Below are 25,402 nucleotides of genomic sequence, written 5' to 3' on the forward strand. Positions count from 1 at the left end.
CCTTGGTGGCAAAACGCCCTGTCAGCAGGCGTGTTCGGCGTACCGGGACGCGACCTCCGCGAGGACTTCGGCGCCGTCGCGGGCCCAGAGGCCCTCGTTGAAGATCTCCACCTCGATCGGACCGTCGAAGCCGGTGGCCTCGACCAGCGTGCGGAACGCGCGGAAGTCCACCGCCCCGTCGCCGAGTTGGCCGCGGCCCACCAGGACACCGGCCGGGAGCGGGGTGATCCAGTCGGCCAGTTGGAAGGAGTGGATGCGGCCGCCCGCACCCGCGCGGGCGATCTGCGCGGGCGCCTGGTCGTCCCACCAGATGTGGTACGTGTCGACGACCACCCCGACCTGTTCGGCGGGGAAGCGCTCCGCGATGTCCAGGGCCTGGGAGAGCGTGGAGACGACGCAGCGGTCCGAGGCGAACATCGGGTGCAGCGGTTCGATGGCCAGGCGTACGCCGCGTTCGGCCGCGTACGGGGCCAGTTCGCCCAGGGCGTCCGCGATGCGCTCGCGGGCGCCGTACAGGTCCTTGCTGCCCTCGGGGAGGCCGCCGGAGACCAGGACCAGGGTGTCGGTGGACAGGGCCGCCGCCTCGTCGAGCGCGGCGCGGTTGTCGTCCAGGGCGCGGGCCCGTTCCGCCGGGTCGAGGGCGGTGAAGAAGCCGCCGCGGCAGAGGCTGGTGACGGAGAGGCCGGAGTCGGACAGGAGTCGGGCGGTGCGCTCGATGCCGTACGACTGGACGGGGGCCCGCCACAGGCCGACCTTGTCGATGCCCGCCTTGACGCAACCCTCGGCCAGTTCGGGCAGCGACCACTGCTTGATGGTTTCCTGGTTGATGGAGAGACGGCCGTCGCTCATCGGGTACCTCCGTTGACGGCGAGCAGGGCGCGCATCCGGGATTCGGCCAGCTCCGGGTCGGGGAACAGGCCCAGCCGGTCGGCGAGTTCGTACGCCTTCGCCAGGTGCGGCAGCGAGCGGGCGGACTGGAGACCGCCGACCATCGTGAAGTGGTCCTGGTGGCCGGCCAGCCAGGCGAGGAAGACCACGCCCGTCTTGTAGAAGCGGGTGGGCGCCTGGAAGAGGTGCCGGGACAACTCGACCGTGGGGTCGAGGAGATCGCGGAAGCCCTGCGTGTCACCCGTGTCGAGTACCCGTACCGCGTGGGCGGCCAGCGGGCCCAGGGGGTCGAAGATGCCGAGCAGGGCGTGGCTGAAGCCCCGGTCGTCGCCCGCGATCAGCTCGGGGTAGTTGAAGTCGTCGCCGGTGTAGCAGCGGACCCCGCTCGGGAGCCGGCGGCGGACGTCGATCTCGCGCTCGGCGTCCAGGAGCGAGATCTTGATGCCGTCGACCTTGTCCGGGTGTTCCGCGATGACCTTCAGGAACGTGTCGGTGGCGGTGTCGAGGTCCGAGGAGCCCCAGTAGCCGTCCAGCGCGGGGTCGAACATCGGGCCCAGCCAGTGCAGGACGACCGGCTCCGACGCCTGGCGCAGCAGGTGTGCGTACGTCTCCAGGTAGTCCTCGGGGCCGTTCGCCGCCGCGGCGAGGGCGCGGGAGGCCATCAGGATGGCCTGGGCGCCGCTCTCCTCGACGAGGGCGAGCTGCTCCTCGTACGCGGAGCGCACCTCGGCGAGGGAGGCGGGGCCGGTGAGCTGGTCCGTGCCGACGCCGCAGGCGATGCGGCCGCCGACCGCCTTGGCCTCGGCGGCGGAGCGGCGGATCAGTTCGGCCGCGCCGGCCCAGTCCAGGCCCATGCCGCGCTGGGCGGTGTCCATCGCCTCCGCGACGCCGAGGCCGTGCGACCAGAGGTGGCGGCGGAAGGCGAGGGTGGCGTCCCAGTCGACGGCGGCTGGCGAGTCGGGGCTGATGTCGGCGTACGGGTCGGCGACGACATGGGCGGCGGAGAAGACCGTGCGCGAGGCGAGCGGACTGCCGCCGGGGGCCAGGTCGAGCGGGGTGGCGCGGGGTTCGTACGGGCCCTGCGGGAGGTGGATGGTCACTCAGATCAGCTCCGATGCGCCGTACGTGGGGTGGCTCGTCACAGGGTCAGCTCCGGTACGTCGAGGCGGCGGCCCTCCGCGTGGGACTTCAGGCCCAGCTCGGCGAGCTGCACACCGCGGGCGCCGGCCATCAGGTCCCAGGTGTACGGCTCGTCGAGGACGATGTGGCGCAGGAAGAGCTCCCACTGGGCCTTGAAGCCGTTGTCGAAGACCGCGTTGTCGGGGACTTCCTGCCACTGGTCGCGGAAGGACTCGGTGACCGGGAGGTCAGGGTTCCAGACCGGCTTGGGGGTGGCCGAGCGGTGCTGGACGCGGCAGTTGCGCAGGCCGGCGACGGCGGAGCCGTGCGTTCCGTCGACCTGGAACTCGACGAGCTCGTCGCGGTTGACGCGGACCGTCCAGGAGGAGTTGATCTGCGCGACGGCGCCGCTCTCCAGCTGGAAGATGCCGTACGCGGCGTCGTCGGCGGTGGCAACGTACGGCTTGCCCTGCTCGTCCCAGCGCTGCGGGATGTGCGTCTGGACGTGCGCCTGGACGGTGGAGACCCGGCCGAACAGCTCGTGGAGCACGTACTCCCAGTGCGGGAACATGTCGACGACGATGCCGCCGCCGTCCTCCGCGCGGTAGTTCCACGATGGGCGCTGGGCCTCCTGCCAGTCGCCCTCGAAGACCCAGTAGCCGAACTCGCCGCGTACGGAGAGGATCTCGCCGAAGAAGCCGCCGTCGATGAGGCGCTTCAGCTTCAGCAGGCCCGGCAGGAAGATCTTGTCCTGGACGACGCCGTGCTTGATCCCGGCCTCACGGGCCAGCCGGGCCAGCTCCAGGGCGCCCTCGACGTCCGTGGCGGTGGGCTTCTCGGTGTAGATGTGCTTGCCCGCGGCGATCGCCTTCTTGATCGCGTCCACGCGGGCCGAGGTGACCTGGGCGTCGAAGTAGATGTCGATGGTGTCGTCGGCGAGGACCGCGTCGAGGTCGGTCGACCACTCGGTCAGGCCGTGCTGCGCGGCGAGCTCCTCCAGCGCATGGGCGCGGCGGCCGACCAGCACGGGCTCGGGCCACAGCACGTCCCCGTTGCCGAGGTCGAGGCCGCCCTGCTCGCGGATCGCGAGGATCGAGCGCACCAGGTGCTGCCGGTATCCCATGCGACCCGTGACGCCGTTCATGGCGATGCGCACTGTCCTGCGTGTCACGAAACTTCCTCCATACAACCGTAGCAAGCGCTTTCTATCCGGGATGACGCTAGCCTGCCGACAGCGGCCCGGACAAGAGGGCCCGGCCCAAAACCCTCGGAGGAAAGCGATGACAGTCACCCTGGCGGATGTGGCGGCTCGCGCCCGGGTGTCGCCGGCCACCGTCTCCCGCGTGCTGAACGGCAACTACCCGGTGGCCGCGTCCACCCGCGAACGGGTGCTGCGTGCGGTGGACGACCTGGACTACGTGCTCAACGGGCCGGCGAGTTCGCTCGCGGCGGCCACGTCCGACCTGGTCGGCATCCTGGTCAACGACATCGCGGACCCGTTCTTCGGGATCATGGCGGGGGCGGCGCAGACCGAGATCGGCGGGCCCGGGGACGGCTCCGGCCGGGCGGGCGGCGAGAAGCTGGCCGTCGTCTGCAACACCGGCGGCTCCCCCGAGCGCGAGCTCACCTACCTCACCCTGCTCCAGCGCCAGCGCGCCGCCGCCGTCGTCCTGACCGGCGGCGCGGTGGAGGACCCGGCGCACCAGGCCGCGGTCTCCGCCAAGCTGGCCAAGCTCGCGGACGCGGGCACCCGGGTGGTGCTGTGCGGGCGGCCCCCACTGCCGGACGGCGAGGCGGTCGTGGCCGCGCTCGCCTTCGACAACCGGGGCGGCGGGCGCCGTCTCACCGAGCACCTGCTCTCGCTCGGTCACCGGCGGATCGGTTACGTCGCGGGCCCGCTGGAGCGGACGACGACCCGCCACCGGCTGGAGGGCCACCGCGACGCGATGCGGGCGGCGGGGTTCACCGGTGACGAGGAGCGCCTCACCGTCCACGGCCCGTACGACCGCCGCTCCGGCTACGACGCCACGCTCGAACTCCTGCGCCACGAACCGGAGGTGACGGCGGTCGTCGCCGCCAACGACACGGTGGCGCTGGGCGCCAGTGCGGCGATCCGGGACCGGGGGCTGCGCATCCCCGAGGACATCTCGGTGGCGGGCTTCGACGATCTGCCGTTCTCGGTGGACGCGGTCCCGGCGCTGACCACCGTACGGCTGCCGCTCTTCGAGGCGGGCGCGCGGGCGGGGCGGCTGGCCATGGGCAAGGAGACGCCGCCGCCCGGGGGCATCGCGACGATCGCGGCGGAGCTGATGGTGCGCGGGTCGACGGCACCGCCGCGGGGGCGGTAGGCCCGCAGGGCGCCCGGGGGAGGTTCGGTCCGGCGCGCTCCACCCGCGGGTACGTCCGGGTGTGGCCGCTTCGGGCCCTGGCTCCGGCCTCCAGGCGCTGGCTCCGGCCTCCGACCGGGGGCGTGCCGGGACCCGTTCCGGGACCCGTTCGGTCACGGGCGGAAAAGATGGGGGCGTTGCCCCCATGTCCGCCGGGGCCTCCGCCGGAAGTATGGGACCCGGCGGACCGGTGGTGCCGGCGCCGGACCGAGGAGGTGCGATGGCGGAGATTCATGCGGGCGGCGGCGAACGGCTGGGCGTCTCTTCCGCGTCACGTCCGGCCGCGGCAGCGGGTTCCTCCGCCGATGCGGTCGGCCTGCTGGAGGCCGAGCGGTCGGCGGCGGACGGGTCCTCCTGGGCCGATGGTTCGTGGTGGCGGCCGGCGCTGACCGGTGAAGCGGTGCCCGAACGCGCCCCGGACTGGGCGGTGTTCGTCCAGGACGCGATCTCCGCCGCCCCCGGGACGGCGGTGATCGCCGACGAGGAGGACCGGCCGGGGCTGCGCGGATTCGAATGCGTCCTCGCCCCGTTCACCGCCTGCGCGGCGCGACGGATGCTGGACGGTCTGCCTCGGCGGCTGAGCCCGTGCGCCGATCTGGACGCCGTACGCGACGACTTCGAGCGCCACCTGGCCAGGCGGCTCGCGCGGCTCGCCGCCCGGACCCTGGTCCTGGAACTGCACACGGCGCGGCAGGACGGGCGGCTCACCGGGGAGGCTCCCGAGGACCGGTTCACGGACTTCCTGCGGCTGACCGGCGCCCGGTCCGGACTGACCGCGCTCTTCACCGCGTACCCCGTACTGGCCCGGATCCTGGCGCGTACCGCGATCGACGCCGCCGCCGCGCTGGCCGAGATGCTCGTCCGGTTCGCCGCGGACCGTCCGGTGCTGCCGGGCGGCCACGAGTCCCGGGGTGAAGAGGCCGGGGCCGGCCGGCTGGTGGGGGTCGAGCCCGGCGCCGGGGACGGTCACCGGGGCGGACGGACCGTGATGCTGCTCCGGTTCGAGGACGGCACCCGGCTGGTCTACAAGCCGCGCCCGCTCGCCGCGCACCGGCACTTCAACGAACTGGTCCAGTGGTTCAACGCGCTGCCCGGCACGCCCGGACTCCGTACGCTCGCCCTGCTGGACCGGGGGCCGTACGGCTGGGTGGAGTTCGTCGCGGAACGGCCCTGCCGCTCGGCCCGTCAGGTCGAGACCTTCTACCGGCGCCAGGGAGCGCTGCTGGCCCTGCTGCACGCGCTGGACGGCACCGACCTGCACCACGAGAACCTGATCGCGGACGGCGAGCACCCGGTGCTCGTCGACGTCGAGACGCTGTTCCACCCGCCGCTGCCCGCCGCGGCCTCGGACGATCCGGCGGCCCGCGCCCTGCACGGCTCGGTGCACCGGGTGGGGCTGCTGCCTCAGCTGCTCGTCGGGGACGAGACGGTGCTCGACATGTCCGGGATCGGCGGTGGGCAGGCGGGCGAATCCCCGGTGCGCAGCGTCGGCTGGGCCGACGCGGGGACCGACCGGATGCGGCTGGTGCGCCGGACGGCCCGGTTCGGCGGGTCGGCGAACCGGCCCCGGCTGACCGGAACGCCCGCCGACCCGTCCGCCTTCACCCGCGCGCTGTGCGCCGGATTCCGCGCCGGGTACACCGCGATCAAGGAAGCCCGCACCGAACTCCTTTGCGCCGGAGGGCTGTTGGATCAGTTCGCATGCGACGAGGTGCGGGTGGTGGCGCGGCCCACCTGGGTCTACACGTCGCTCCTGGACGAGTCCACGCACCCGGACCTGATGAAGGACGCCGCCGAACGGAACGAGGTGCTCGCGCTGCTGGGCACCGACGTCCTGGGCTCCTCCGCGCTGCCCGGCCTGCTGGACGAGGAAATCGCCCAGCTCTGGTCGGGGGACGTGCCCCTGTTCACCGCCCTGCCCGAGCGCACCGACCTGTGGAGCGGGACCGGCCTGCGGCTGCCCGGAACGCTCGCCCGGACGGGGCTGTCCCTGGTCCGGGAGAAGCTGGCGGCCATGGACACGGTGGACCGCCAGGACCAGGAGCGGATCATCCGCGCCGCGATGGTGACCACCTCCCGCAAGCCCGCCCACGCGTCCGGTCCCGGTCCGCGCCGGGCCCGTACGGCCGCGACCGCGCCGGAGCCGGAGCAACTGCTCGCGGCGGCCCGCTCGGTCGGCGACGAACTGGTGTCCCAGGCCTACTCCGGGTCCACCCGGCTGAACTGGATCGGTCTGGAGCTGCTCGGCGAGCGCTACTGGCGGCTGGGGCCGATGGCCGCCGACATGGCGGGCGGCTACACCGGTACGGCGTGCTTCCTCGCCCAGCTCGCCGCGCTCACCGGGGCGGACCGGTACGCCACGGCTGCCCGGGACGCGCTGGCGCCCCTCGCCGGGCTGCTGGACGCGCTGCACTCGCGCCCGGACGACCTGGGGCCGGTGGGCTCGGGCGCGTTCGCCGGGCTCGGTGGGATCGCGTACGTACTGGCCCAGGTCTCGGACACGCTGGACGACCCGCGCCTCGGTGAACTGGTGTCGCCCGCCCTGCGGTTGACCGGTGCTGCGGCAGCCGCCGAGAGCGATTACGGGGTGCGCGGGGGCACGGCCGGCGGGCTGGTCAGCCTGCTCGCCGGGTACCGGACCACCGGACGGGCCGACGTGTGGCGCGGGGCGGAACGCTGCGCCGGTCTGCTGCGCGAGGCGCCGTTGCCCGCCGCACCGGGATTCGCCGACGGGGCCGCCGGGGTCGGCTGGGCGCTGCTGCGCTTCGCCGAGGCGGGCGGCGGCGAGCCGTACCGTGCCTCGGGGCTCGCCGCGCTGCGGGCCGCGACCGGCGCCGTGGACTGCGATGTCTCCTGGTGCCGGGGCCGGACGGGCGTGGCGCTGGCCGTGCTGGACAGCCCGGCGGCGCAGGCCGACCCGCTGCTGTCCGCCTGGGCGCGCGAGGCGGCGGCGGACATCGCGCTGGCCGAACCGCCGCCGGACGACAGCTTGTGCCACGGCGAACTCGGCGTCCTCGAACTCCTGCGCCACGGCGAGCCGTCGAGCGCGCGCACCCGCTGGGTGGAGCGGGCCGGGGCGCTGCTCGCGGCGGCCGGCCGGACGAAGCCGCGCTGCGGAACACCCGGCCAGGTGCCGCATCCGGGGCTGCTGACCGGCCTCGCGGGGATCGGGCACGGGCTGCTGCGGGCGGGCTTCCCCGACCGGGTGCCGTCGCTGCTGCTGCTCGCCGGACCCACCCCCTGAGCCGGCGCACCACACCCGTACCCCGCACCGCTCACGTACCACCGCGTCGTACACGTCTCATCGCACCGCTCACGCAACGACAACCTCCCACGAGAAGAGGCAGAGACCATGCAGACCACCGAAGCTTCCGCCTTCCGCGCCAACGAGTTCATGAACGACGTCGCCGACGAGCACCCCGCAGGCAGGATCGCCCTGGGTGCGGGCGGCAGACTCGGTCTGCGCAGCAGAATCCTCAGCGCCGCGGACAGCAACACCGGCTGCACCTCGGACCTGCCGTGGACCACCATGACCTGGGTCTGAGGCCGACTGGCACCAATTCCTTTTCGAATCAGGCGATTTGACGCACTGACCGGTGGGTAGTGGCTCGAGTAGCCTGCGTCCATGCGTGCCACTTCGTCGGTGATTGTCGGGCGTGTCGCTGAGACCGGCCTGCTGAGCAATGCCCTGGACACCGCGTCGCGGCGTTCGGGGCGTGCGGTCTTCTTCGTCGGGGACGCGGGCATCGGCAAATCCCGGCTGGCCGGTGAGTGCGCCTACCGGGCGTACGAGCGGGGCATGCCGGTGCTGCGCGGCAGGGCCACGTCGACCGGGCTCGTGGTGCCGTTCCGCCCGCTGATCGAGGCGCTGTCCTCGCGGTTCCGGGCGGCCGGTACGCCCAGCGACCCGGAGCTGGACCCGTACCGTCCGGCCCTGGCCCGGCTGGTGCCGGAGTGGCGCCAGGGTTCCTCCCCCGGCTATCCGGAGACGGTGGTCGAGCTGGCCGAGGCGCTGCTGCGGCTGCTGTCGGTGCTCGGCCAGGACCACGGCTGCGTGATCCTGCTGGAGGACCTGCACGACTCCGACACCGAGACGATCGCGGTGGTGGAGTACGTCATCGACAACGTGGCGGACCTGCCGGTGCTGCTGCTGGGGACGTTGCGTCCGGAGCCCGGTGCCGCACTCGACCTGGTGCGCTCGGCGGAGCAGCGGCAGGTCGCCACCGTGCGCGAGCTGGCACCGCTCGGCGACGCGGACGTGCGGGAGATGACCGCCTCGTGCCTGGAGGCCGCCCCGGACGAGGTGCCGCAGTCCACCCACGAACGGCTGGCCGGCCGGGCGGGCGGCAATCCGTACCTGGTCGAGGTGCTGCTCGCCGATCTGCTCGACTCCGGCCAGCTGCGCCGGGCCGGCGACCGGTGGGAGGAGCACGCCAACCCGGACGCGTCGGTGCCGACCGGGGTGGTGCGCAGTTGGTCGCGGCGGCTGGACCGGTTCGACGAGCCGGTGCGCGAGCTGCTCCTGTGCGCGGCCACGCTGGGCAGCCGGTTCTCGGTCACCGTGCTCCAGACCATCACCGGCTTCGACGACCGTACGCTCTTCAGCCATCTGCGCTCCGCCGTCGAGGCGAACATCATCGCCCCCGACGGGGCGGACCCCGACCGCTACACCTTCCGGCACGCGCTGACCGCCGAGGCGGTGGTGGCCTCGCTGGCACCGGCCGAGCGGGCCGCCACGGCCCGTCGCGCGGCCCTGTCGCTGGCCGCGGTGGTGCACGAACTCGGTGACGAACAGCGGCAGTTGATGGCGACCTTGCAACTGGCCGGGGGCGACAGGAACGGCGCCGCCCGGCAGTTCGCCGCCGTCGGCCGCCGGATGCTGGCCGCGGGCGCGTCCGGTTCCGCCGTCATCCTGCTGGAACGGGCCCGCTCGCTCGCCCACGAGGGCGATCTGAGGAGCATCACGGAATCGCTCGCCGTCGCCCATGCCGAGGCCGGGGAGCTCGACACGGCCCTGGCGCTGACCGCCGAGCTTCCCCCGGTGCCCCCGCTCTCCGACGCCTCCGAGCAGCGCGGGGAGACCCACATCCGGATCGCCTGGGCGGCCGTGATGGCGGAACGCGTGGACGAGGCGGCCGGGCAGATCCGGGCCGCGCGGAGCATTCTCGGTACGGCCGTCCGCCCCGAGCAGGAGGCGGCGCTCGACGTGGTGGACGGTCATCTGGCCCTGCTGCCCGGTCGTGCGGACCACGGGCAGCAGGGGCGCGCGCAGGAGGCGGCGCGCCGGGCCGCCGCCGTCGCGGAGGAGCGGAACCTTCCCGTGGTCGCCTGCCAGGCATGGCAGTTACTGGCGCTGCTGTCCCGGGAGCGCGGCTTCGACGAGGCCGACACGTGTCTGGAGCGGATGCTCGCGGTGTCCGAGCAGCACGCCCTGCCGGTGTGGCGGGTGGAGGCGCTGGTCCGGCTCGGCGCCAACACGTTCATGCGCACCGGTGATCCGGCCCGGCTGGAGACGGCCCGCACCGCGGCGGAGTCGCTGGGCGCGCTGGTGCCGACCCAGACCGTGGACGGGCTGCTCGCCATGAACGCGGTGATGCGCGGCGAGTGGGACGGGGCGCACGAGATCATCGAGCGGTCGGTGGCCGCCAGCGCCCGGGTCCGCAATCTGGGGGCGCACCGCTACCTGCTGCTGGCCTCGGCGACGCTCGCCGCGCACCGGGGCCGAAGACGGGACCTGGACCGGGCCATGGTCCGGTTCCGCCGGGCGGGCGGCGAGGAGTCCTTGCTCGTCCCGCTGCAACTGGGTCTCTGCCGTGCCTTCGCGGCGCTGCTGGAGGAGGACCGCGAGCGCGCGCTGGCCGACCTGGACGCCTCGCTGGCCTGGGAGCGCGAGCACCCCAGTTTCTTCTATCTGAGCGGGCGTTACGGCCTGCGTCCGCTGTTGCGCATACTCGACGGCCGGGACGGCCGGGCGGAGCTCGACGCGATGCTGGAGAGCCCCGGCGCGGACCTGGCCTGGAACCAACTGTTCCTGCGACTGGCCGATGGCGTCCTGCACGGCCGGGAGGGTGACGCGGACCGCGCCGCCCGGACGGTCCGGTCCGCCGTCGCCGACGCCGTCGCCTTTCCGCTCGCCCGCCATCTGGGACTGCGGCTGGTCGCCGGCGCGGCGCTCACCGAGAAGTGGGGCGAGCCGGTGAGCTGGCTGCGGGCGTCGGAGGAGTACTTCTACGGGGCGGGCATCCAGCCGGTCGCCGCCGCGTGCCGGGCTGCGCTGCGGCAGGCGGGGGCCAGCGTCGGGCAGCACCGGGGCGGCTGGGACCGCATACCGGCCCCCCTGCGGACGAGCGGTGTGACGCCGCGCGAGTACGAGGTCTTCGTCCTGCTGGCGGAGCGGCCGGGCAACCAGCAGATCGCCCGGCGGCTGTCCATCTCGCCGCGCACGGTGGAGAAGCACATGGCGAGCCTGCTGAACAAGACGGGGCGCGCGGACCGGGCGGCCCTCTGCGAGTTCTCCGCCGAGTGCGCGGCGGAACGCGACTGACACGGGGCGCGGCCGGTACAGGGCAGCGGGGCGGGGCGGGGGTGTTGGGGGTGTGCGGGCCCAACATGGGGGCGCGGGGCGGATTTGGTCGGGTGGCGGTACGGAACATACGGGTCCGGCACCGATGTGGGGGCCGCTGCCACCGGCGGACCGTTCAGGGGTGCGACCGGCAGCCCGCCACCCCCGTCCCCCGGTTCTTCGGAGGCCCGTCCATGACCCGACTCCCCGCCCGTACCCCGTCAACCGGTGCACTCAGCCTCTCGGTCCTCGGCCCGCTCTCCGGGCACCGGGACGGGCGACCGCTGCTTCTCGGGCCGCGCAAACAGCGGCTGGTCCTGGCCATGCTGCTCAGCCGACCCAACACGCCGGTACCGGTGGACGTGCTCACCGACGCGGTGTGGCCGGACGCACCGCCCCGTACGGCGCGCAAGAACCTTCAGGTGTACATCAGTTCCGCTGGTGCCGTACGGGGCCTGGAGGCCGGGGGCGCCGGCCGGCAAGGTGTCCTCGTCGTCGAGATCGGTGGCGTACTCGAAGTCGACCAGGACCACCTCGCCGTCGGGGCGGAGGATGATGTCGGCGGGGTCCACGTCAGCGGGCGGACGCGCTGAGGCTGCTGGGTAGTCTGGAGCAGCTGCTCCGGGAAACCTGCTGAGGGCCGGGGGCAGGACGCCGACGACGGAAGGACCACGCAGGTGAAGTTCGCCTTCTCGACCCTCGGAGTGCCGGGGCTGCCCATCGCCGATGTCGTCCGGCTCGCCGCCGGGCACGGCTATCAGGGGGTGGAGCTGCGCGCCCACCCCGAGGAGCCGGTGCACCCGGGTATCTCGGCGCTCGAACGGGCCGCTGTCGTCGAGGAGTTCAAGAAGGGCGGCGTCGAGATCCTGACCGTCGCCGGGTATGTCCGGGCCGCCGCCGAGGGCGACGACGCGCCGGTGCTGGAGGAGCTCGCCGGGCTGGTGGACCTGGCGCACGACCTGGGCGCGCAGAACGTCCGGGTGTTCCCGGGCGGCGGTGGCCTGGACCCCGCCGAGGCCGACGCGAACGCCGCCCGGCGGCTGGCCGCCGCCGCTCCGCACGCCACCGACAAGGGCGTACGCATCCTGCTGGAAACCCATGACTCGCACCGGGGCGGCGCGGACGTGGCCCGGGTCGTCGGGACGGTCGGGCACGGGCAGATCGGTGCGCTGTGGGACATCATGCACACCTGGCTGGCGGGCGAGGAGCCGGCCGCGAGCCATGCGGTGCTGGCCCCGTACCTGGGCTACGTACAGGTGAAGGACATCGCGTCGGCCGAGGACACCGAGCCGTTGACGCTGGGGGCCGGGGTGCTGCCGCTGGGGGCCTGCCTGGACACGCTGGACCCGGACAGCTGGGTCTGCTGGGAGTACGAGAAGCGCTGGCACCCGGACGCGGCGGAGCTGCCGGGGCTGCTGGCCGCCGGGCGGGAACACCTGCTGCGGCTGGGCGCGCCCAAGCAGTAGGCGGCGCGCGCGAGCCGTAGCCGGCACGGCGCGTTCAGGCGTCCCGCGCCGCCTCCGGAGCCGGAGCCGGCGCCGGGGAATCCGGCTCCGGGGTGCGCGGTCGCCGCACCCCCGCCAGCGAGGTGAGGGCCACCCCGCCGACCAGCAGCGCCGCCGCGCACCACCGCAGCGGGCTCACCGACTCGCCCAGCAGCAGCACGGCCGAGGACATCCCGAAGACCGGGACGAGCAGGGTGAACGGGGCCACCGAGGAGGCCGGGTGGTGGCGCAGCAGGAAGGCGGTCTCGCAGCAGATCACCAAGCTGGAGCGGGAGATCCGTACGACGCTGCTCGAGCGGCGCGGGCGCGGCATCGCGCTGACCGAGGAGGCGCTCCATCTGGCCGCGACGGCCCAGCAGTTGCTGGCGATCGTGGAGCGCGCCGAGACGACGCTGAAGGAGCGCAGGGGGCTGCCGACCGGGCGGCTGTCGATCGGCGCGTTCGCGTCCGCGGCACGCGGGCTGCTGCCCGGGGTGCTGGCGGAGCTGGACCGGGACCATCCGGCCCTGGAGGTCCGGCTGACCGAGGTCGATCCCCATCTCTCGGTCGACCTGGTGGCCAAGGGCGTGATCGATCTGGCGGTCGCGCACGACTGGGACATCGCCCCGCTGCCCGCCCCCGAGGGCGTGGCGCAGGCGGTGATCGGTGACGACCGCTGCGATCTGCTGGTGCCCGAGGGGCATCGCCTCGCCGGGCGGGACGCGGTGCGACGGGAGGAGCTGGCGAGGGAGCGGTGGATCTGCCAGCCGCCGGGGACGGTCTGCCACGACTGGCTCGTACGGACGTTGCGGACGGCGGGTTACGAGCCGGACATCCGGCACCAGGCGGAGGAGAACCACACCCGGCTGGCCCTGCTCGCCGCCGGCCTCGGGGTCGCGATGATCCCGCGCCTGGGCCGGGGGCAACTGCCGCCGGGAGTGGTGGCGGTGCCGCTCGACCCCGTACCGGTGCGAAGGCTGTACGCGCTGTGGCGTACGGAGGCGGCCCGGCGGCCCGCGATCACGGCGGCGGTGTCCGCGCTGCGGGCGCACGGGACCGCGGTGGGGCTGAGCCAGGACTGAAGCAGGGCCGAGACAGGGGCGAGGCAGGGATGAGGAAGGGATGAAGCGGGGCCTTTCCGCTTCCTCTGCCACGCCGCACCGGCTCAAAACGGTCCGGACCCTTGACCGGAAGTTATTTTCTGGATATCCGTGCTCCTTGGAAGTTTCTTTCACCACCCCTCGTCCCCGAGTACGGCCGAAGGAGCTCACGTGCACCACCGCCCCTCCAGACGCACCCTCCTCACCGCCACCGCCGCGACGGCAGTCGTCGCCGTCACGGGCGCGAGCGTCGCCCCCGGCGCCATCGCCGCCCAGAGGTCCGCGAGCGGCGGACCCAGCAGTGGACAGCACAACTCAGCCGCCACCACCAAGCGCCTCAAGCGGATCATCTCCGGGATGACCCTGGAGGAGAAGGTCGGGCAGCTCTTCGTGATGCGGGTGTACGGGCACTCCGCCACCGACCCCGACCAGGCCGACATCGACGCCAACATGGCCGAGATCGGGGTCCGCACGGCCGCCGAGATGATCGCCAGGTACCACGTCGGCGGGATCATCTACTTCACCTGGGCGCACAACACCCGTGACCCGCACCAGATCGCCGACCTCTCCAACGGCATCCAGCGCGCCGGTCTCGCCGGCCCCACCCCCCTGCCGCTCCTCGTCTCCACCGACCAGGAGCACGGCATCGTCTGCCGGGTCGGCGAGCCCGCCACCCTGATGCCGGGCGCGATGGCGCTGGGCGCGGGCGGTTCGCGCTCCGACACCCGCCGGGCCGGGCAGATCGCGGGCGCCGAGCTGGCCGCGATCGGCATCAACCAGAACTACGCCCCGGACGCCGACGTCAACGTCAACCCGGCCAACCCGGTGATCGGCGTGCGTTCCTTCGGCTCCGACCCGCAGTCCGTGGCCGCCATGGTCGCCGCGCAGGTGAAGGGGTACCAGAGCAGCGGGATCGCCTCGACGGCCAAGCACTTCCCGGGCCACGGCGACACCAGCACCGACAGCCACACCGGCCTGCCCGTCATCGGCCACACCCGGAAGCAGTGGGCCGAGCTGGACGAGCCGCCGTTCCGGGCCGCGATCGCGGCGGGCATCGACTCGATCATGACCGCGCACATCGTGGTCCCGGCCCTGGACCCGGCCGAGGACCCGGCGACGCTGTCCCACCCGATCCTCACCGGCATCCTGCGCGAGGAGCTCGGCTACGACGGTGTCGTGGTGACCGACTCGCTCGGCATGGAGGGGGTGCGGACGAAGTACGGCGACGAGCGCGTGCCGGTCCTCGCCCTCAAGGCCGGCGTCGACCAGCTGCTCAACCCGCCGAGCCTGGACGTCTCCTGGAACGCCGTCCTGGAGGCCGTGAAGAGCGGTGAGATCAGCGAGGCCCGGATTGATGAATCGATCCTGCGCATCCTCCGGCTGAAGACGAAGCTCGGGCTGTTCGACGACCCGTTCGTCAGCCACGCGGGGGTGGACCGCACCGTCGGCACCCGCTCGCACCTCGCCGCCGCCGACCGGATCGCCGAGCGCACCACCACGCTGCTCGCCAACGACGGTGCGGTGCTGCCGCTCTCCCGCCGTTCCCACAAGAACCTGCTCGTGGTCGGCGCCGATCCCGCCTCCCCGTCCGGCACCACCGGACCGCCGACCACCACGCTGGCCACCGCCTTCGGCGAACTGGGGTACGCGGCGACCGCGCTGTCCACCGGCACCGCCCCCACCAAGGCGAAGATCGACGAGGCGGTGGCGGCCGCACGGGGCAAGGACGCGGTGGTCGTGGCGACGTACAACGTCTCGGCGACCAGCGCGCAGCGCACCCTGGTGAGCGCGTTGGCGGCGACCGGCATCCCGGTGATCACGGTCGCGATCCGCAATCCGTACGACATCGCCCAGCTGGCCGGGACCGGGTTCGCGGCGAACGTGGCCACGTACTCGTGGACCGATGTCGAACTGCGGGCCGCCGCCCGGGTGATCGCGGGCCGCGCCGAACCGCAGGGCACCCTTCCGGTCCCCGTACAGCGCGCGGACGACCCGGCCCAGGTGCTGCACCCGGTCGGTTACGGGCTGACGTACTAGGCAGCGGAGCACGGAGGGGCTGGGCGCGCGACGCCCAGCCCCTCCCCCGGTGTGCGGAACGGTTACGGGCGCAGCCCGCGCTCGTTCAGCACGTCCCGCTTGTCGAGCCGTGCGTCGAACTTCGCGAGCGGCTTCGCCTTCGCCGGGTCGTCCCGCACGGCGGCCGGGGCGACGTCCGCCCAGCGCAGGATGGCCGCGGTGGCCTTCGCCTTGTTCTCCTCGGCGAGCCCGGCCACGCTCGCGCCGTGGTTGCCGCCGGGCACGGTCATGACGTAGCTGTCACGGGAGCCCGCACCGGGCCGGAAGCGCTCCGCGCCCCACGGGTCGTTCTCCCCGTACACGTACAGCATCCGATTGGCGTGCCGCTTCACCCAGTTGTCGACGTCGCGCATCACCGGCGGCTGGAATTTCATCGGGATGGAGCGCGGTACGAAGGTGCGCGGCGGCTGGTATCCGTACCGGCTGAGGCCGCCGAGCCACGGCTGGCGGATGTCGGGCGAACCGAGCTGGGTGCCCGCCTGGTAGTAGTACGGGGTGTACCGCTCCAGGCCCTGGTCGGTGTAGGTGGAGAAGCCGGAGACCGAGTCGATGGAGTCCCAGATCGCCTGGTCGGGGGCTGACTCGGCGTCGGCCGGGACGGTGTCGCAGTCGGACAGCAGGCTGTACTGCCAGTACGCCCAGACGTAGTCCATGACGACGGCCTCGTACGCCTTGTCGAGCGAGCCGGTGGTGTCGAAGGTGTAGCCGTTCGCGGCGGCGTACTCCTGGTACTTCTTCTCCAGCGGCTCACGGCGGACCAGCGCCTCGCGCTGGACGGCGTTCACCCGGTCGCGGCACTCCTTGGTGCCCACGTTCTCGAAGAACCGGTCGTAGGCCGAATCCTCCTTGTCGACCACGTCGTTGGGCGCGACGTACGCGACGACGCCGTCCATGTCCTCGGGGTAGTAGCGCTCGTAGTAGGTGGCCGTCATGCCGCCCTTGGAGACGCCGGTGGTCAGCCACTTCTTGGTGTAGATCCGCTTCAGCGCGGTGAAGACGCGGTGCTGGTCGCTCGCGGCCTGCCGGATGTCGAGCTTGGACCAGTCGGCGGGCGCCGGGCGGGAGGGGGTGAAGTAGCGGTACTCCAGGGAGACCTGGTTGCCGTCGACGATCCGGGTCGGCTCGGAACGGCTGGGGTTCGTGGAGACGTTGTATCCGCTGGTGTGGAAGACCGTCGGGCGGGACGTGTCCTTGTGCAGCAGGGTGATGCGCTGCTGGAAGGTGCCCTTGGACGGGTGCCGGTGATCGACCGGCTGGGTGTAGCCGAGGACGAAGTAGCGGTAGCCCGCGTAGGGCTTCTCCTCGATGAGGCTCATCCCGGGGATGGCCAGGATGCGGTCCTTGATGTCCGTGCCGGTGGCGTCGTCGCTGACGGACCCGCTCCGGAACGTCGCCGGTTCCGCGGCGGTGGCCGCCCCGGCCGAGGCACCCGTCGCGCCCACTGTACCGATGAGCACCGCGAGCGACAGGAACCCTCTGAACGCCTTGCGCATACGCCCTCCCCAGGAGTCACAACATTCGTCGTGAACCTAGCGGGGGCAACACCTGTGCCGCCAGACCCGGTCGGCATGGAGGAACCACGTGTCCGGCCCGTGGGTCAGCAGAGAATCCAGCCCGTGGAGCCCGACTTCCCCGAGATCTTGGCCGAGGCCCTGACGCACCGGTTCAGCGCATGGACCGTCACCGGGCCGGCCTGCTTGGTGTATTTGCCGCTGTCGACGACAGGGCTGCCGCCACGCGCCTGGATCGTCACGGACATCGCGCGGCGTGGGCCCGGCTTCTTGGCGACCGCCAGCGCGCAGGCGTACGAACGGTTCTTGTAGACGCGCAGTTCGCCGGTCTTGAACGGGACCGTCTTGGCGGGGCGTCCGGCGCAGACCGTCGCGGCGTCGGCGCGGCCGTCCGCGGGACCGCCGATCACCAGGCCGAGGGCGGCCACCAGTGGCATGACGATCGAGCGAACCAGCATCCGGCGACCGTCACGGCTCCCGGCCCCGCTTCTGCTTCCGCCTCTGCCGCCACCCCAGTTTGACAATTCGACCTTTCCGGACTTTTCCGTCCCTTTGATCACCAGCAACTCCATCACCAGTCGAACACTTACGCCCCTGCGTGACGCACATGCATACATGCGTACGACGCAGGAGGCCGTCCGAAGGTTGCATCCGGCGCGCTCCATACCTGGCGCAACCGAATCGTCACAGCATGACTCCAACAGGACAGAGCCACACGAAAGGCAGGAACTGTCATGCTTCAACTCCGCAACGCACAGGGCCCCCGCGGCCGGCTCCTCGTCGGCCGGACGCTGCTCGCTTCCGCTCTCCTCACCGCCGTCGCCGCGGTCCCGGCAGTCGCGGCGGCCCCGCAGGCCCCGGCGACCGCGGCGTCGGCACGCAGCGACATCGGCGCCCCCGCCTACCAGCAGGTCGCCCACTTCTACGGCGCCTACATCGACGCCGTCATGGCGGAGGACGGCGGCAGACTCACCACCGCCCTGCGGACCTTCTACCTGACTCCCCATCTGCGCTCCCAGCTGAACACCTGGGAGCAGCGCAACCACGCGGACGGTGTGCTCCGCGCCCAGAACACCCCGCTCGCCTTCCGGGTCACCCCGGGCGACAGCGCCGCCGGACACACCTGGTCGACGGTGCGGCTCACCTGGAGCGGCGGCAAGCACCCCACGTACTCGTACCTGACCGTGCGCTCGGACCTGCAGACCGGGAAGATCTCCGGCATCGGCCAGTGACCCGGCGGGCGGGCCCGCCGGGTCACACCCCGGCGGGCTCGTCCTCCCCGATGAAGGTGCGCCACAGCACGGCGTAGTGCCCTTCCCTGGCCAGGAGTTCGTCGTGCGTGCCGTCCTCGACGACCCGGCCGTGGTCCATCACCACGACCCGGTCGGCGCGGGCGGCCGTGGTCAGCCGGTGGGCGACGACGAGGGTGGTGCGGCGGCCCGTGAGCCGGTCGGTCGCCTGGTTGACCAGGGCCTCGCTGGCCAGGTCCAGCGAGGCGGTCGCCTCGTCGAGCAGCAGGACGTCCGGGTCGACGAGTTCGGCGCGGGCGAGCGCGATCAGCTGGCGCTGGCCGGCCGAGAGGTTGCGGCCCCGCTCGGCGACCTCGTGCAGATAGCCGCCGTCCAGGGTGGCGATCATGTCGTGGGCGCCGACCGCCCGCGCCGCCGCCTCCACCTCGGCGTCGGTGGCCTCGGGCCGCCCGTAGGCGATGGCGTCGCGGACCGTGCCCTCGAAGAGGTACGCCTCCTGCGGTACGACTCCGAGCCGGTGCCGGTACGCGGTGAGGTCGAGGCGGCGCAGATCGGTGCCGTCCGCGGTGACCCGGCCGCCCGTGGGGTCGTAGAACCGGGCGACGAGCTTGACGAGGGTGGACTTGCCCGCGCCGGTCTCGCCGACGAAGGCGACCGTCTGACCGGCCGGTATCCGCAGGTCGACCCCGACGAGCGCCTCCTCGGCGTCGTCTCCGCTCCCGTACGCGAAGGACACGTCCTCGAAGGCGATCTCGCCGCGCAGCGACAGCACGTCCAGCGGTTCGTCCGCGGCGTCGGTGGAGGTCGGCTCGCGCAGCAGCTCCTGGATCCGGCCGAGGGAGACGGTGGCCTGCTGGTAGCCGTCGAAGACCTGGGAGAGCTGCTGCACCGGGGCGAAGAAGAGATCGATGTAGAGCAGGTACGCGACCAGCGCGCCGGTGGTGAGCGTGCCGTTGTCGACCCGGCCCGCACCGACGATCAGGACGGCGGCCGCGGCCACCGACGACAGCAACTGCACGAACGGGAAGTAGACCGAGATCAGCCACTGACCGCGGACCCTGGCCTCGCGGTAGTGGTCGCTGCGCCCCGCGAACCGGTCGGCGCCGTCGCGCTCGCGGCGGAACGCCTGCACGATCCGCAGCCCGGAGACGGACTCCTGGAGGTCGGCGTTGACGACGCTGATGCGTTCGCGGGCCAGCTCGTACGCCTTGACGCTCTTGCGGCGGAAGAAGAACGTACCGATGACCAGCACCGGCAGCGTCGCGAAGACGACGAGGGCCAGCTGCACGTCGAGGACCAGCAGGGCGACCATGATGCCGAAGAAGGTGACGACGGAGACGAAGGCCGTGACCAGTCCGGTCTGCAGGAACGTCGACAGCGCGTCCACGTCCGTCGTCATCCGGGTCATGATGCGGCCGGTCAGCTCGCGCTCGTAGTAGTCCAGGCCGAGCCGCTGGAGCTGCGCGAAGATCTTCAGCCGCAGTGAGTACAGCACCCGTTCGCCGGTGCGGCCGGTCATCCGGGTCTCGCCGATCTGGGCGGCCCACTGCACGAGGACGACCACGAGGGCCAGCGCGGACGCCGCCCAGACCGCGCCGAGCGCGAGCTGCGAGACGCCCTGGTCGATGCCGTGCCGGATCAGTACCGGCAGCAGCAGACCGGCGCCCGCGTCGACCGCGACCAGTGCCAGGCTCACCAGCAGCGGCAGCCCGAAGCCGCGCAGCAGCCTGCGCAGCCCGTAGGAGTCCTCGGCGCCGACGGCCCGCGCCTCGTCGATGTCGGGGATGTCGGTGGCGGGCGGCAGCGCCTCGACCTGGGCGAGCAGCTCGGGGGTGGCGGGCATGCCGGCCGCCCCGGTGTCGCGCGGCTCCTCCTTGCGGACCCAGAGGTGGGGGCTTATGCCGCGCTCGGCGTCGAACTCGGCGTCCAGTTCCTCCTGGAGTGCGCGGTCGCCCTCGGTGGTCGTGTCGGCGGCGGTGGTGAGCCGCTGGTGTCCGGGCGAGGTGCCGCCCAGCTCGTCCGGGTCGGTGAGCAGCCGCCGGTAGAGCGGGGAGCGGCGCTCCAGCTCCTCGTGGGTGCCGATGTCGGCGAGCCGGCCGTTCTCCAGGACGGCGATCCGGTCGGCGAGGCCGAGGGTGGAGCGGCGGTGGGCGATCAGCAGGGTGGTCCGCCCGGCCATCACCTGGCGCAGCGCCTCGTGGATCTCGTGCTCGACGCGGGCGTCGACGGCGGATGTGGCGTCGTCGAGGAGGAGCAGCCGGGGGTCGGTGAGGATGGCGCGGGCGAGCGCGACGCGCTGGCGCTGGCCGCCGGAGAGGGTGAGTCCGTGCTCGCCGACCTTGGTGTCGTAGCCCTCGGGCAGGTCCGCGATGAACCGGTCGGCCTGGGCGGCGCGGGCCGCTTCCTCGATCTGTTCCTGGGTGGCGTCGGGGAAGCCGTAGGCGATGTTGGCGCGGACGGTGTCGGAGAACAGGAAGCTGTCCTCCGGTACGAGGCCGATGGCGGCGCGCAGGGACTGCTGGGTCAGTTCGCGGACGTCGTGGCCGCCGACCAGGACGGCGCCGTGCGTCACGTCGTAGAAGCGGGGCAGCAGCAGCGAGACGGTGGACTTCCCGCTGCCGGACGCGCCGACGACGGCGACGGTCTCGCCGGGCTCGACGGTCAGCGAGAACCCGTCGAGGACGGGGCGCTCCGGGTCGTAGCCGAACCGTACGTCGTCGAACTCGACGCTCGCGGGGGCGTCCGCCGGGAGGTCCTTGGTGCCGTCCTTCATGGTCGGCTCGGTGTCGATCAGTTCCAGGACGCGCTCGACGCCGGCCCTCGCCTGCTGTCCGACGGTGAGCACCATGGCGAGCATCCGGACCGGTCCGACGAGCTGGGCGAGGTACGTGGAGAACGCGACGAAGGTACCGAGGGTGATCTCGCCCCGGGTGGCGAGCCAGCCGCCGAGGGCCAGCATCGCGACCTGGCCGAGCGCGGGGACGGCCTGGAGAGCGGGGGTGTAGCGGGAGTTCAGCCGGATCGTCCGCAGCCGTCCGGCGAACAGCTTCCGCCCCACCTCGCGCAGCTTGCCGGTCTCCTGCTCCTCCTGCCCGAACCCCTTGACGACCCGGACCCCGGAGACGGCCCCGTCGACCACTCCGGCGACGGCGGCGGCCTGCCCCTGGGCGTACCAGGTGGCGGGGAAGAGCCGGGAGCGGGAGCGGCGGGCGATGAACCAGAGGGCGGGGGCCACGGCGATCGCGACCAGGGTGAGCAGCGGCGAGAGCCACGCCATGATCACCAGGGAGATGATGAAGAGCAGTACGTTCCCGATGGTCATCGGGAGCATGAACAGGAGCCCCTGGATCAGTTGCAGGTCGCTGGTGGCGCGCCCGACGACCTGGCCGGTGGACAGCTCGTCCTGCCGCTTGCCGTCGAGTCGGGTGATCGTCCCGTACATCTCGGTACGGAGATCGTGCTGCACGTCGAGGGCGAGCCGGCCGCCGTAGTACCGGCGGATGTACGTGGCTATGTACACGAGCCCGGCCGCGGCTATGAGGAGCCCGGTCCAGACGGCGAGGGACCGGGTGTGGCCGACCACGACGTCGTCGATGATCACCTTGGTGATCAGCGGGACGAGCGCCATCACCGCCATGCCGGCGAGCGACGATCCGAGCGCCAGCAGCACATTGCGCCGGTAGCGCCATGCGTACCCGCACAGCCGCCGGGCCCATCCCGGGGCCTGCGTCACGCTCTGTGGGTCCCCTGCGTCCGTCACCGGTGCCTCCCCGTTCGACCTGCTCTACCGGAAGGCACCAACGCGGTGGGCAGCGGATTTCATCCCGCCGTCACAAAAGACGGGCCCTTGGTCGTAGGCCGGCGCGACGTCCTGCCTACGACCTGCGTACGGCCGGGTTCCTCGGGCGTCGGCTACGACCGCGGCGTCGCGGTGAGCATCCGTACCGCCGGGGCCTCCGGCACCGCGGGCACCGCTTCCTGCGGGGCGGCGGGCGGAGCGATGGTCGAGGTCGTCTTCGCGGCGACGGCCGGGTCGAGGTCCTTGTGCACCGCGCGGGCGACGGCCTGAATGGTGTTGATGCCGTCGTTCATCGTCTTGTTGTCCTGGGTGAGCACGGTGATCCCGTAGTCGTGCCCCTTGCCCGTGAAGGCGCCGATGCTGTGCACCCGCCAGCCGTGGGTGGCACGCGGCAGCCAGCCGTTCTTGACCTGCACGGTCACCCCGGACGGAGCTCCGGCGGGCGTGCCCCAGCGCTGCGAGGAGACGACCTTGCGCATCAGGCCCAGCTCGTAGGAGCGCGAGTTGTCGCTCAGCACGGAGTTCTTGGCGGTCAGCAGGGTCAGCAGCCGCAGCTCGTCCTGGGCGGTGATCTGGGTCAGCCCCCAGTAGCCACCGGAGCCCGGCACGGTGTGCGTCATCCCGGCGGCCTTGAGGAACGCCTTGACCTTGGTCACCCCGAGCTGCTTCCACAGGCTGGTGGTCGCGTTGTTGTCGGACTTGGTGATCATGGCCGTGGCGAGGTTGATCTCGCGCTGGGTGAGGTAGCGGTTGTGCTTCTTGTTGTCCCAGAGCAGCGTCGCCAGCACGGTCGCCTTCACGACGCTGGCGGAGTCGTACTTCGTCGTCGCCCGCAGGGTGCAGTTGGTCTTGGTCTTGCGGTCGTAGAGCGCCACGGCCGTCGTCGACTTCCGGCCCTTGAGCGCGGCGGTGATGTCCTTCGACAGCTTCGCGGCGAGCCCGGCCTTGCCGGACGTGCAGCTCACGGTCGGCGTCGCCGCCGCGGCGGGCGCGGCGCCGAGCGCCACGGGTGCGAGCACGCCCGCGGCGAGCGCGACGGAGAGCGCGGCCTTTGCGCGACGGGATATGCAGGGCTGTTCTTTCATGCGGCTTGTCCCCCATGAGTGGATCGGTACGGTGCGCTGCCGGCGCACCCGTGAGTAACGACTCATGACCGGCCTGAAAGTTGCGCATTCCGGGCTGTGCGGTTCGTCGCCTGTCACGCGCGGGTATCGGTCACCGGGTGCGACCCGGCACATTGCATCGAGGGGGAATCTTGACGAGCGCTCAGCCGGTCCGGCACTCCGAGGCATACCGCTGCGGCCGGCTCTACGCGGCGGTCGCGGCCCTGCAGAGGCTCGCGCAGAACGAACACCATGGGCTGGGACAGCCGGGAGTCGCGGAGAAGGCCGCCGCGCGGCCGGAACCCCATCTGCGAGAGCCCCTGCGGGAGATCGTCCACTACCTGGTGCAGGCCCGGATCCGCGGTCAGGGAGCGGCGGCCGATCCGGTCTTCCGGTCGCTGACCGACTTCCTGCCACCGGCGAAGAACGTACCCACCAGCCTCAACGTCGACGAGCGGCCGGATTTCCACCGGGGCAGGGAGGAACAGGCGGCGCTCATCGCGAAGGAGCACCCGCCCCGCCGATGAACCCGCGCCCGGAGCCGGGTACGCGGGCGGGCAGCGGGCCGATGCCTACAGATGCGTCGGCTCGAACATCCTCAGCAGGGCCGGGAGCACGACCACCGAAGGGCGCCTTCTGGTCGCGCAGTTCGTGCAGGTGGCCGTGGCGTCCGCCGCCCAGGCCCGCGACGGGGATCTGGCTGGAGATCGCCAGCACGGGGGCGGAGGCGGCAGCCGCCTCCTGGAGCGCGGCGAGGGAGGTGAGGGCGCCCGGTCCGGTGGAGAGCAGCAGGGGCGCCACTTCCCCGGTGATGCGGCCGTACGCGTCGGCGGCGAAGCCCGCGTTGTTCTCGACGCGCAGCCCGATGTAGGTCAGCGAGGAGCGGCGCAGCGCGTCGAACATGCCGAGCGCGTGCTGGCCGGGCAGGCCGAAGACGGTGGTCGCGCCGAGGCCCTGGAGGGTCTCGACGACGAGGTCGCCGCCGTTGCGTCCGGCCGGGGGGTTCAGGGCGGCCGCGATCTGCTCGGGGGTGAGCCGCGGCCGCTCGTCGTGGTGGCCGTGGCTCACTTCGTACGGGCCTCTGCGATCTGGCGGGACATGATCGTCGTCAGCTCGTACGCCGTGTGGGAGGCGGCGACGGAGGTGATCTCGGCGTGGTCGTACGCGGGGGCGACCTCGACCAGGTCGGCGGAGACGAGGTTGCAGGAGGACAGCCCGCGGACGATTTCGAGGAGCTCGCGGGAGGTCAGGCCGCCGGCCTCGGGGGTGCCGGTGCCGGGCGCGTGCGCCGGGTCCAGGACGTCGATGTCGATGGAGATGTAGAGCGGCCGGTCGCCGATGCGCTGGCGCAGCTGGTCGGCGACCTCGTCGACGCCGCGCCGCATGACGTCGGCGGAGGTGACGATGCCGAAGCCCATCTTCGCGTCGTCGTCTAGGTCCTGCTTGCCGTAGAGCGGGCCGCGGGTGCCGACGTGGGAGAGCGCGGAGGTGTCGAGGATGCCCTCCTCGACGGCGCGGCGGAACGGGGTGCCGTGGGTGTACTCGGCGCCGAAGTAGGTGTCCCAGGTGTCGAGGTGCGCGTCGAAGTGGAGCAGCGCGACCGGGCCGTGCTTCTTGGCGACGGAACGCAGCAGCGGCAGCGCGATGGTGTGGTCGCCGCCGAGCGTCATCATGCGGGCGCCGGTGGAGAGCAGGTCGTCGGCCGCGGCCTCGATCGTCTCGACGGCCTCGTTGATGTTGAACGGGTTCGCGGCGATGTCACCGGCGTCGGCGACCTGTGCGAGTGCGAACGGCGAGGCGTCCTGCGCCGGGTTGTACGGGCGCAGCAGGCGCGAGGCCTCACGGATCGCGTTGCCGCCGAAGCGGGCGCCGGGCCGGTAGGAGACACCGGTGTCGAAGGGCACGCCGACGACGGCGACATCGGCAGTGCCGACCTCGTCGAGGCGGGGCAGCCGGGCGAACGTCGCGGGTCCGGCGTACCGCGGGACGCGGGAGGAGTCGATCGGACCGCGCGGCGTTTCGTTGCTGCTCATGGGGTGCCTTTCTTGTTGCGATGCGTGGTGACGCTGAGGCGGTGCGCGCGTTGTGTCACGTGCGCGCGCACGTCGTACATGGTGAAGACG

Annotated in this window: 17 protein-coding genes and 3 pseudogenes; 10 read left to right on the top strand and 10 right to left on the bottom strand. The window is 72.5% G+C overall.

Annotated features, from left to right (window positions below; genetic code table 11):
- Positions 1 to 21: 21 nt before the first annotated feature.
- From OG978_RS14820 to OG978_RS14830, 3 genes are read right to left on the bottom strand one after another with little or no spacing between them, the layout of a single operon-like run.
- Positions 22 to 849: a sugar phosphate isomerase/epimerase family protein gene (locus tag OG978_RS14820; protein ID WP_326765684.1), complete on the bottom strand. Its 828-nt coding sequence runs from the start codon at positions 847 to 849 to the stop codon at positions 22 to 24.
- A complete protein-coding gene (locus OG978_RS14825; protein ID WP_326765685.1) occupies positions 846 to 1,988 on the bottom strand; it encodes a dihydrodipicolinate synthase family protein in 1,143 nt (380 codons plus the stop codon). The genes OG978_RS14820 and OG978_RS14825 overlap by 4 nt, the downstream gene beginning before the upstream one ends.
- Before the next feature lie 38 nt (positions 1,989 to 2,026).
- Complete coding sequence (locus OG978_RS14830; RefSeq protein ID WP_326765686.1) at positions 2,027 to 3,178, bottom strand: Gfo/Idh/MocA family protein; 1,152 nt, start codon at positions 3,176 to 3,178, stop codon at positions 2,027 to 2,029.
- Between the two features lie 109 nt (positions 3,179 to 3,287).
- Here OG978_RS14830 and OG978_RS14835 point away from each other — a divergent pair, with 109 nt between their 5' ends.
- The 6 genes and pseudogenes from OG978_RS14835 to OG978_RS14860 all read left to right on the top strand — a co-directional run bounded on the left by OG978_RS14835 (position 3,288) and on the right by OG978_RS14860 (position 12,422).
- The gene (locus OG978_RS14835; protein WP_326765687.1) at positions 3,288 to 4,355 is read left to right on the top strand and encodes a LacI family DNA-binding transcriptional regulator; all 1,068 of its coding nucleotides are present in this window, start codon (positions 3,288 to 3,290) and stop codon (positions 4,353 to 4,355) included.
- A gap of 259 nt (positions 4,356 to 4,614) precedes the next feature.
- Positions 4,615 to 7,638 carry a type 2 lanthipeptide synthetase LanM family protein gene (locus tag OG978_RS14840; RefSeq protein WP_326765688.1) on the top strand — a complete coding sequence of 1,008 codons (3,024 nt, stop codon included), beginning with the start codon at positions 4,615 to 4,617 and terminating at the stop codon, positions 7,636 to 7,638.
- 108 nt (positions 7,639 to 7,746) lie between these two features.
- A complete protein-coding gene (locus OG978_RS14845; protein WP_326765689.1) occupies positions 7,747 to 7,938 on the top strand; it encodes a hypothetical protein in 192 nt (63 codons plus the stop codon).
- 81 nt (positions 7,939 to 8,019) lie between these two features.
- Positions 8,020 to 10,938 (top strand): helix-turn-helix transcriptional regulator, encoded by a 2,919-nt coding sequence (locus OG978_RS14850; protein WP_326765690.1) that lies wholly within the window; start codon positions 8,020 to 8,022, stop codon positions 10,936 to 10,938.
- A 212-nt stretch (positions 10,939 to 11,150) separates the two neighbouring features.
- Positions 11,151 to 11,394 (top strand): annotated as a pseudogene (locus OG978_RS14855) (AfsR/SARP family transcriptional regulator); the annotation flags it as partial.
- 239 nt (positions 11,395 to 11,633) lie between these two features.
- Positions 11,634 to 12,422: a sugar phosphate isomerase/epimerase family protein gene (locus tag OG978_RS14860; protein ID WP_326765691.1), complete on the top strand. Its 789-nt coding sequence runs from the start codon at positions 11,634 to 11,636 to the stop codon at positions 12,420 to 12,422.
- A gap of 46 nt (positions 12,423 to 12,468) precedes the next feature.
- On the opposite strand, the pseudogene OG978_RS14865 reads toward OG978_RS14860, so the two are convergent.
- Positions 12,469 to 12,699: pseudogene (locus tag OG978_RS14865) on the bottom strand (EamA family transporter); the annotation flags it as partial.
- Here OG978_RS14865 and OG978_RS14870 point away from each other — a divergent pair.
- Positions 12,656 to 13,522, top strand: coding sequence for a LysR family transcriptional regulator (locus OG978_RS14870; protein ID WP_326765692.1), 867 nt, complete (start codon positions 12,656 to 12,658; stop codon positions 13,520 to 13,522). The pseudogene OG978_RS14865 and the gene OG978_RS14870 sit on opposite strands and share 44 nt — an antisense overlap.
- 189 nt (positions 13,523 to 13,711) lie before the next feature.
- On the top strand, positions 13,712 to 15,577 hold the full coding sequence (locus tag OG978_RS14875; RefSeq protein WP_326765693.1) for a glycoside hydrolase family 3 protein: 1,866 nt from the start codon (positions 13,712 to 13,714) through the stop codon (positions 15,575 to 15,577).
- Positions 15,578 to 15,639: 62 nt separating this feature from the next.
- Here OG978_RS14875 and OG978_RS14880 read toward each other — a convergent pair whose 3' ends face one another.
- Both OG978_RS14880 and OG978_RS14885 read right to left on the bottom strand, forming a co-directional pair.
- Positions 15,640 to 17,109 (bottom strand): S28 family serine protease, encoded by a 1,470-nt coding sequence (locus tag OG978_RS14880; RefSeq protein ID WP_326765694.1) that lies wholly within the window; start codon positions 17,107 to 17,109, stop codon positions 15,640 to 15,642.
- A gap of 104 nt (positions 17,110 to 17,213) precedes the next feature.
- The gene (locus OG978_RS14885) at positions 17,214 to 17,585 is read right to left on the bottom strand and encodes a hypothetical protein (RefSeq protein WP_326765695.1); all 372 of its coding nucleotides are present in this window, start codon (positions 17,583 to 17,585) and stop codon (positions 17,214 to 17,216) included.
- 276 nt (positions 17,586 to 17,861) lie between these two features.
- On the opposite strand from OG978_RS14885, the gene OG978_RS14890 reads away from it, so the two are divergent.
- Positions 17,862 to 18,359, top strand: a complete 498-nt coding sequence (locus tag OG978_RS14890; protein ID WP_326765696.1) for a hypothetical protein — start codon at positions 17,862 to 17,864, stop codon at positions 18,357 to 18,359.
- A gap of 22 nt (positions 18,360 to 18,381) precedes the next feature.
- On the opposite strand, the gene OG978_RS14895 is transcribed toward OG978_RS14890, so the two are convergent.
- Both OG978_RS14895 and OG978_RS14900 read right to left on the bottom strand, forming a co-directional pair.
- Positions 18,382 to 22,137, bottom strand: a complete 3,756-nt coding sequence (locus OG978_RS14895) for an ABC transporter ATP-binding protein (RefSeq protein WP_326765697.1) — start codon at positions 22,135 to 22,137, stop codon at positions 18,382 to 18,384.
- Positions 22,138 to 22,289: 152 nt separating this feature from the next.
- Positions 22,290 to 23,261: a serine hydrolase gene (locus OG978_RS14900; protein ID WP_326765698.1), complete on the bottom strand. Its 972-nt coding sequence runs from the start codon at positions 23,259 to 23,261 to the stop codon at positions 22,290 to 22,292.
- 170 nt (positions 23,262 to 23,431) lie between these two features.
- Between OG978_RS14900 and OG978_RS14905 the strand changes: the two genes are divergently transcribed.
- Positions 23,432 to 23,806 carry a hypothetical protein gene (locus tag OG978_RS14905; RefSeq protein WP_326765699.1) on the top strand — a complete coding sequence of 125 codons (375 nt, stop codon included), beginning with the start codon at positions 23,432 to 23,434 and terminating at the stop codon, positions 23,804 to 23,806.
- Positions 23,807 to 23,903: 97 nt separating this feature from the next.
- Here the strand turns inward: OG978_RS14905 and OG978_RS14910 are convergent.
- Both OG978_RS14910 and speB read right to left on the bottom strand, forming a co-directional pair.
- Positions 23,904 to 24,347: pseudogene (locus OG978_RS14910) on the bottom strand (thiamine pyrophosphate-binding protein); the annotation flags it as partial.
- Positions 24,344 to 25,312 (bottom strand): agmatinase, encoded by a 969-nt coding sequence (speB, locus tag OG978_RS14915; protein ID WP_326765700.1) that lies wholly within the window; start codon positions 25,310 to 25,312, stop codon positions 24,344 to 24,346. The gene speB and the pseudogene OG978_RS14910, both read right to left, overlap by 4 nt.
- Between the last annotated feature and the right edge of the window lie 90 nt (positions 25,313 to 25,402).

Origin of the sequence: Streptomyces sp. NBC_01591 (assembly GCF_035918155.1) — a bacterium.
GTDB lineage: Bacteria > Actinomycetota > Actinomycetes > Streptomycetales > Streptomycetaceae > Streptomyces.

Bases quoted from the DNA above. Each gene is read 5' to 3' on its own strand.
- OG978_RS14850 (WP_326765690.1), top strand. From the start codon at position 8,020: ATGCGTGCCACTTCGTCGGTGATTGTCGGGCGTGTCGCTGAGACCGGC.
- OG978_RS14890 (WP_326765696.1), top strand. From the start codon at position 17,862: ATGCTTCAACTCCGCAACGCACAGGGCCCCCGCGGCCGGCTCCTCGTC.
- OG978_RS14885 (WP_326765695.1), bottom strand. From the start codon at position 17,585: ATGCTGGTTCGCTCGATCGTCATGCCACTGGTGGCCGCCCTCGGCCTG.
- OG978_RS14820 (WP_326765684.1), bottom strand. From the start codon at position 849: ATGAGCGACGGCCGTCTCTCCATCAACCAGGAAACCATCAAGCAGTGG.
- OG978_RS14880 (WP_326765694.1), bottom strand. From the start codon at position 17,109: ATGCGCAAGGCGTTCAGAGGGTTCCTGTCGCTCGCGGTGCTCATCGGT.
- speB (WP_326765700.1), bottom strand. From the start codon at position 25,312: ATGAGCAGCAACGAAACGCCGCGCGGTCCGATCGACTCCTCCCGCGTC.
- OG978_RS14900 (WP_326765698.1), bottom strand. From the start codon at position 23,261: ATGAAAGAACAGCCCTGCATATCCCGTCGCGCAAAGGCCGCGCTCTCC.
- OG978_RS14845 (WP_326765689.1), top strand. From the start codon at position 7,747: ATGCAGACCACCGAAGCTTCCGCCTTCCGCGCCAACGAGTTCATGAAC.
- OG978_RS14835 (WP_326765687.1), top strand. From the start codon at position 3,288: ATGACAGTCACCCTGGCGGATGTGGCGGCTCGCGCCCGGGTGTCGCCG.
- OG978_RS14840 (WP_326765688.1), top strand. From the start codon at position 4,615: ATGGCGGAGATTCATGCGGGCGGCGGCGAACGGCTGGGCGTCTCTTCC.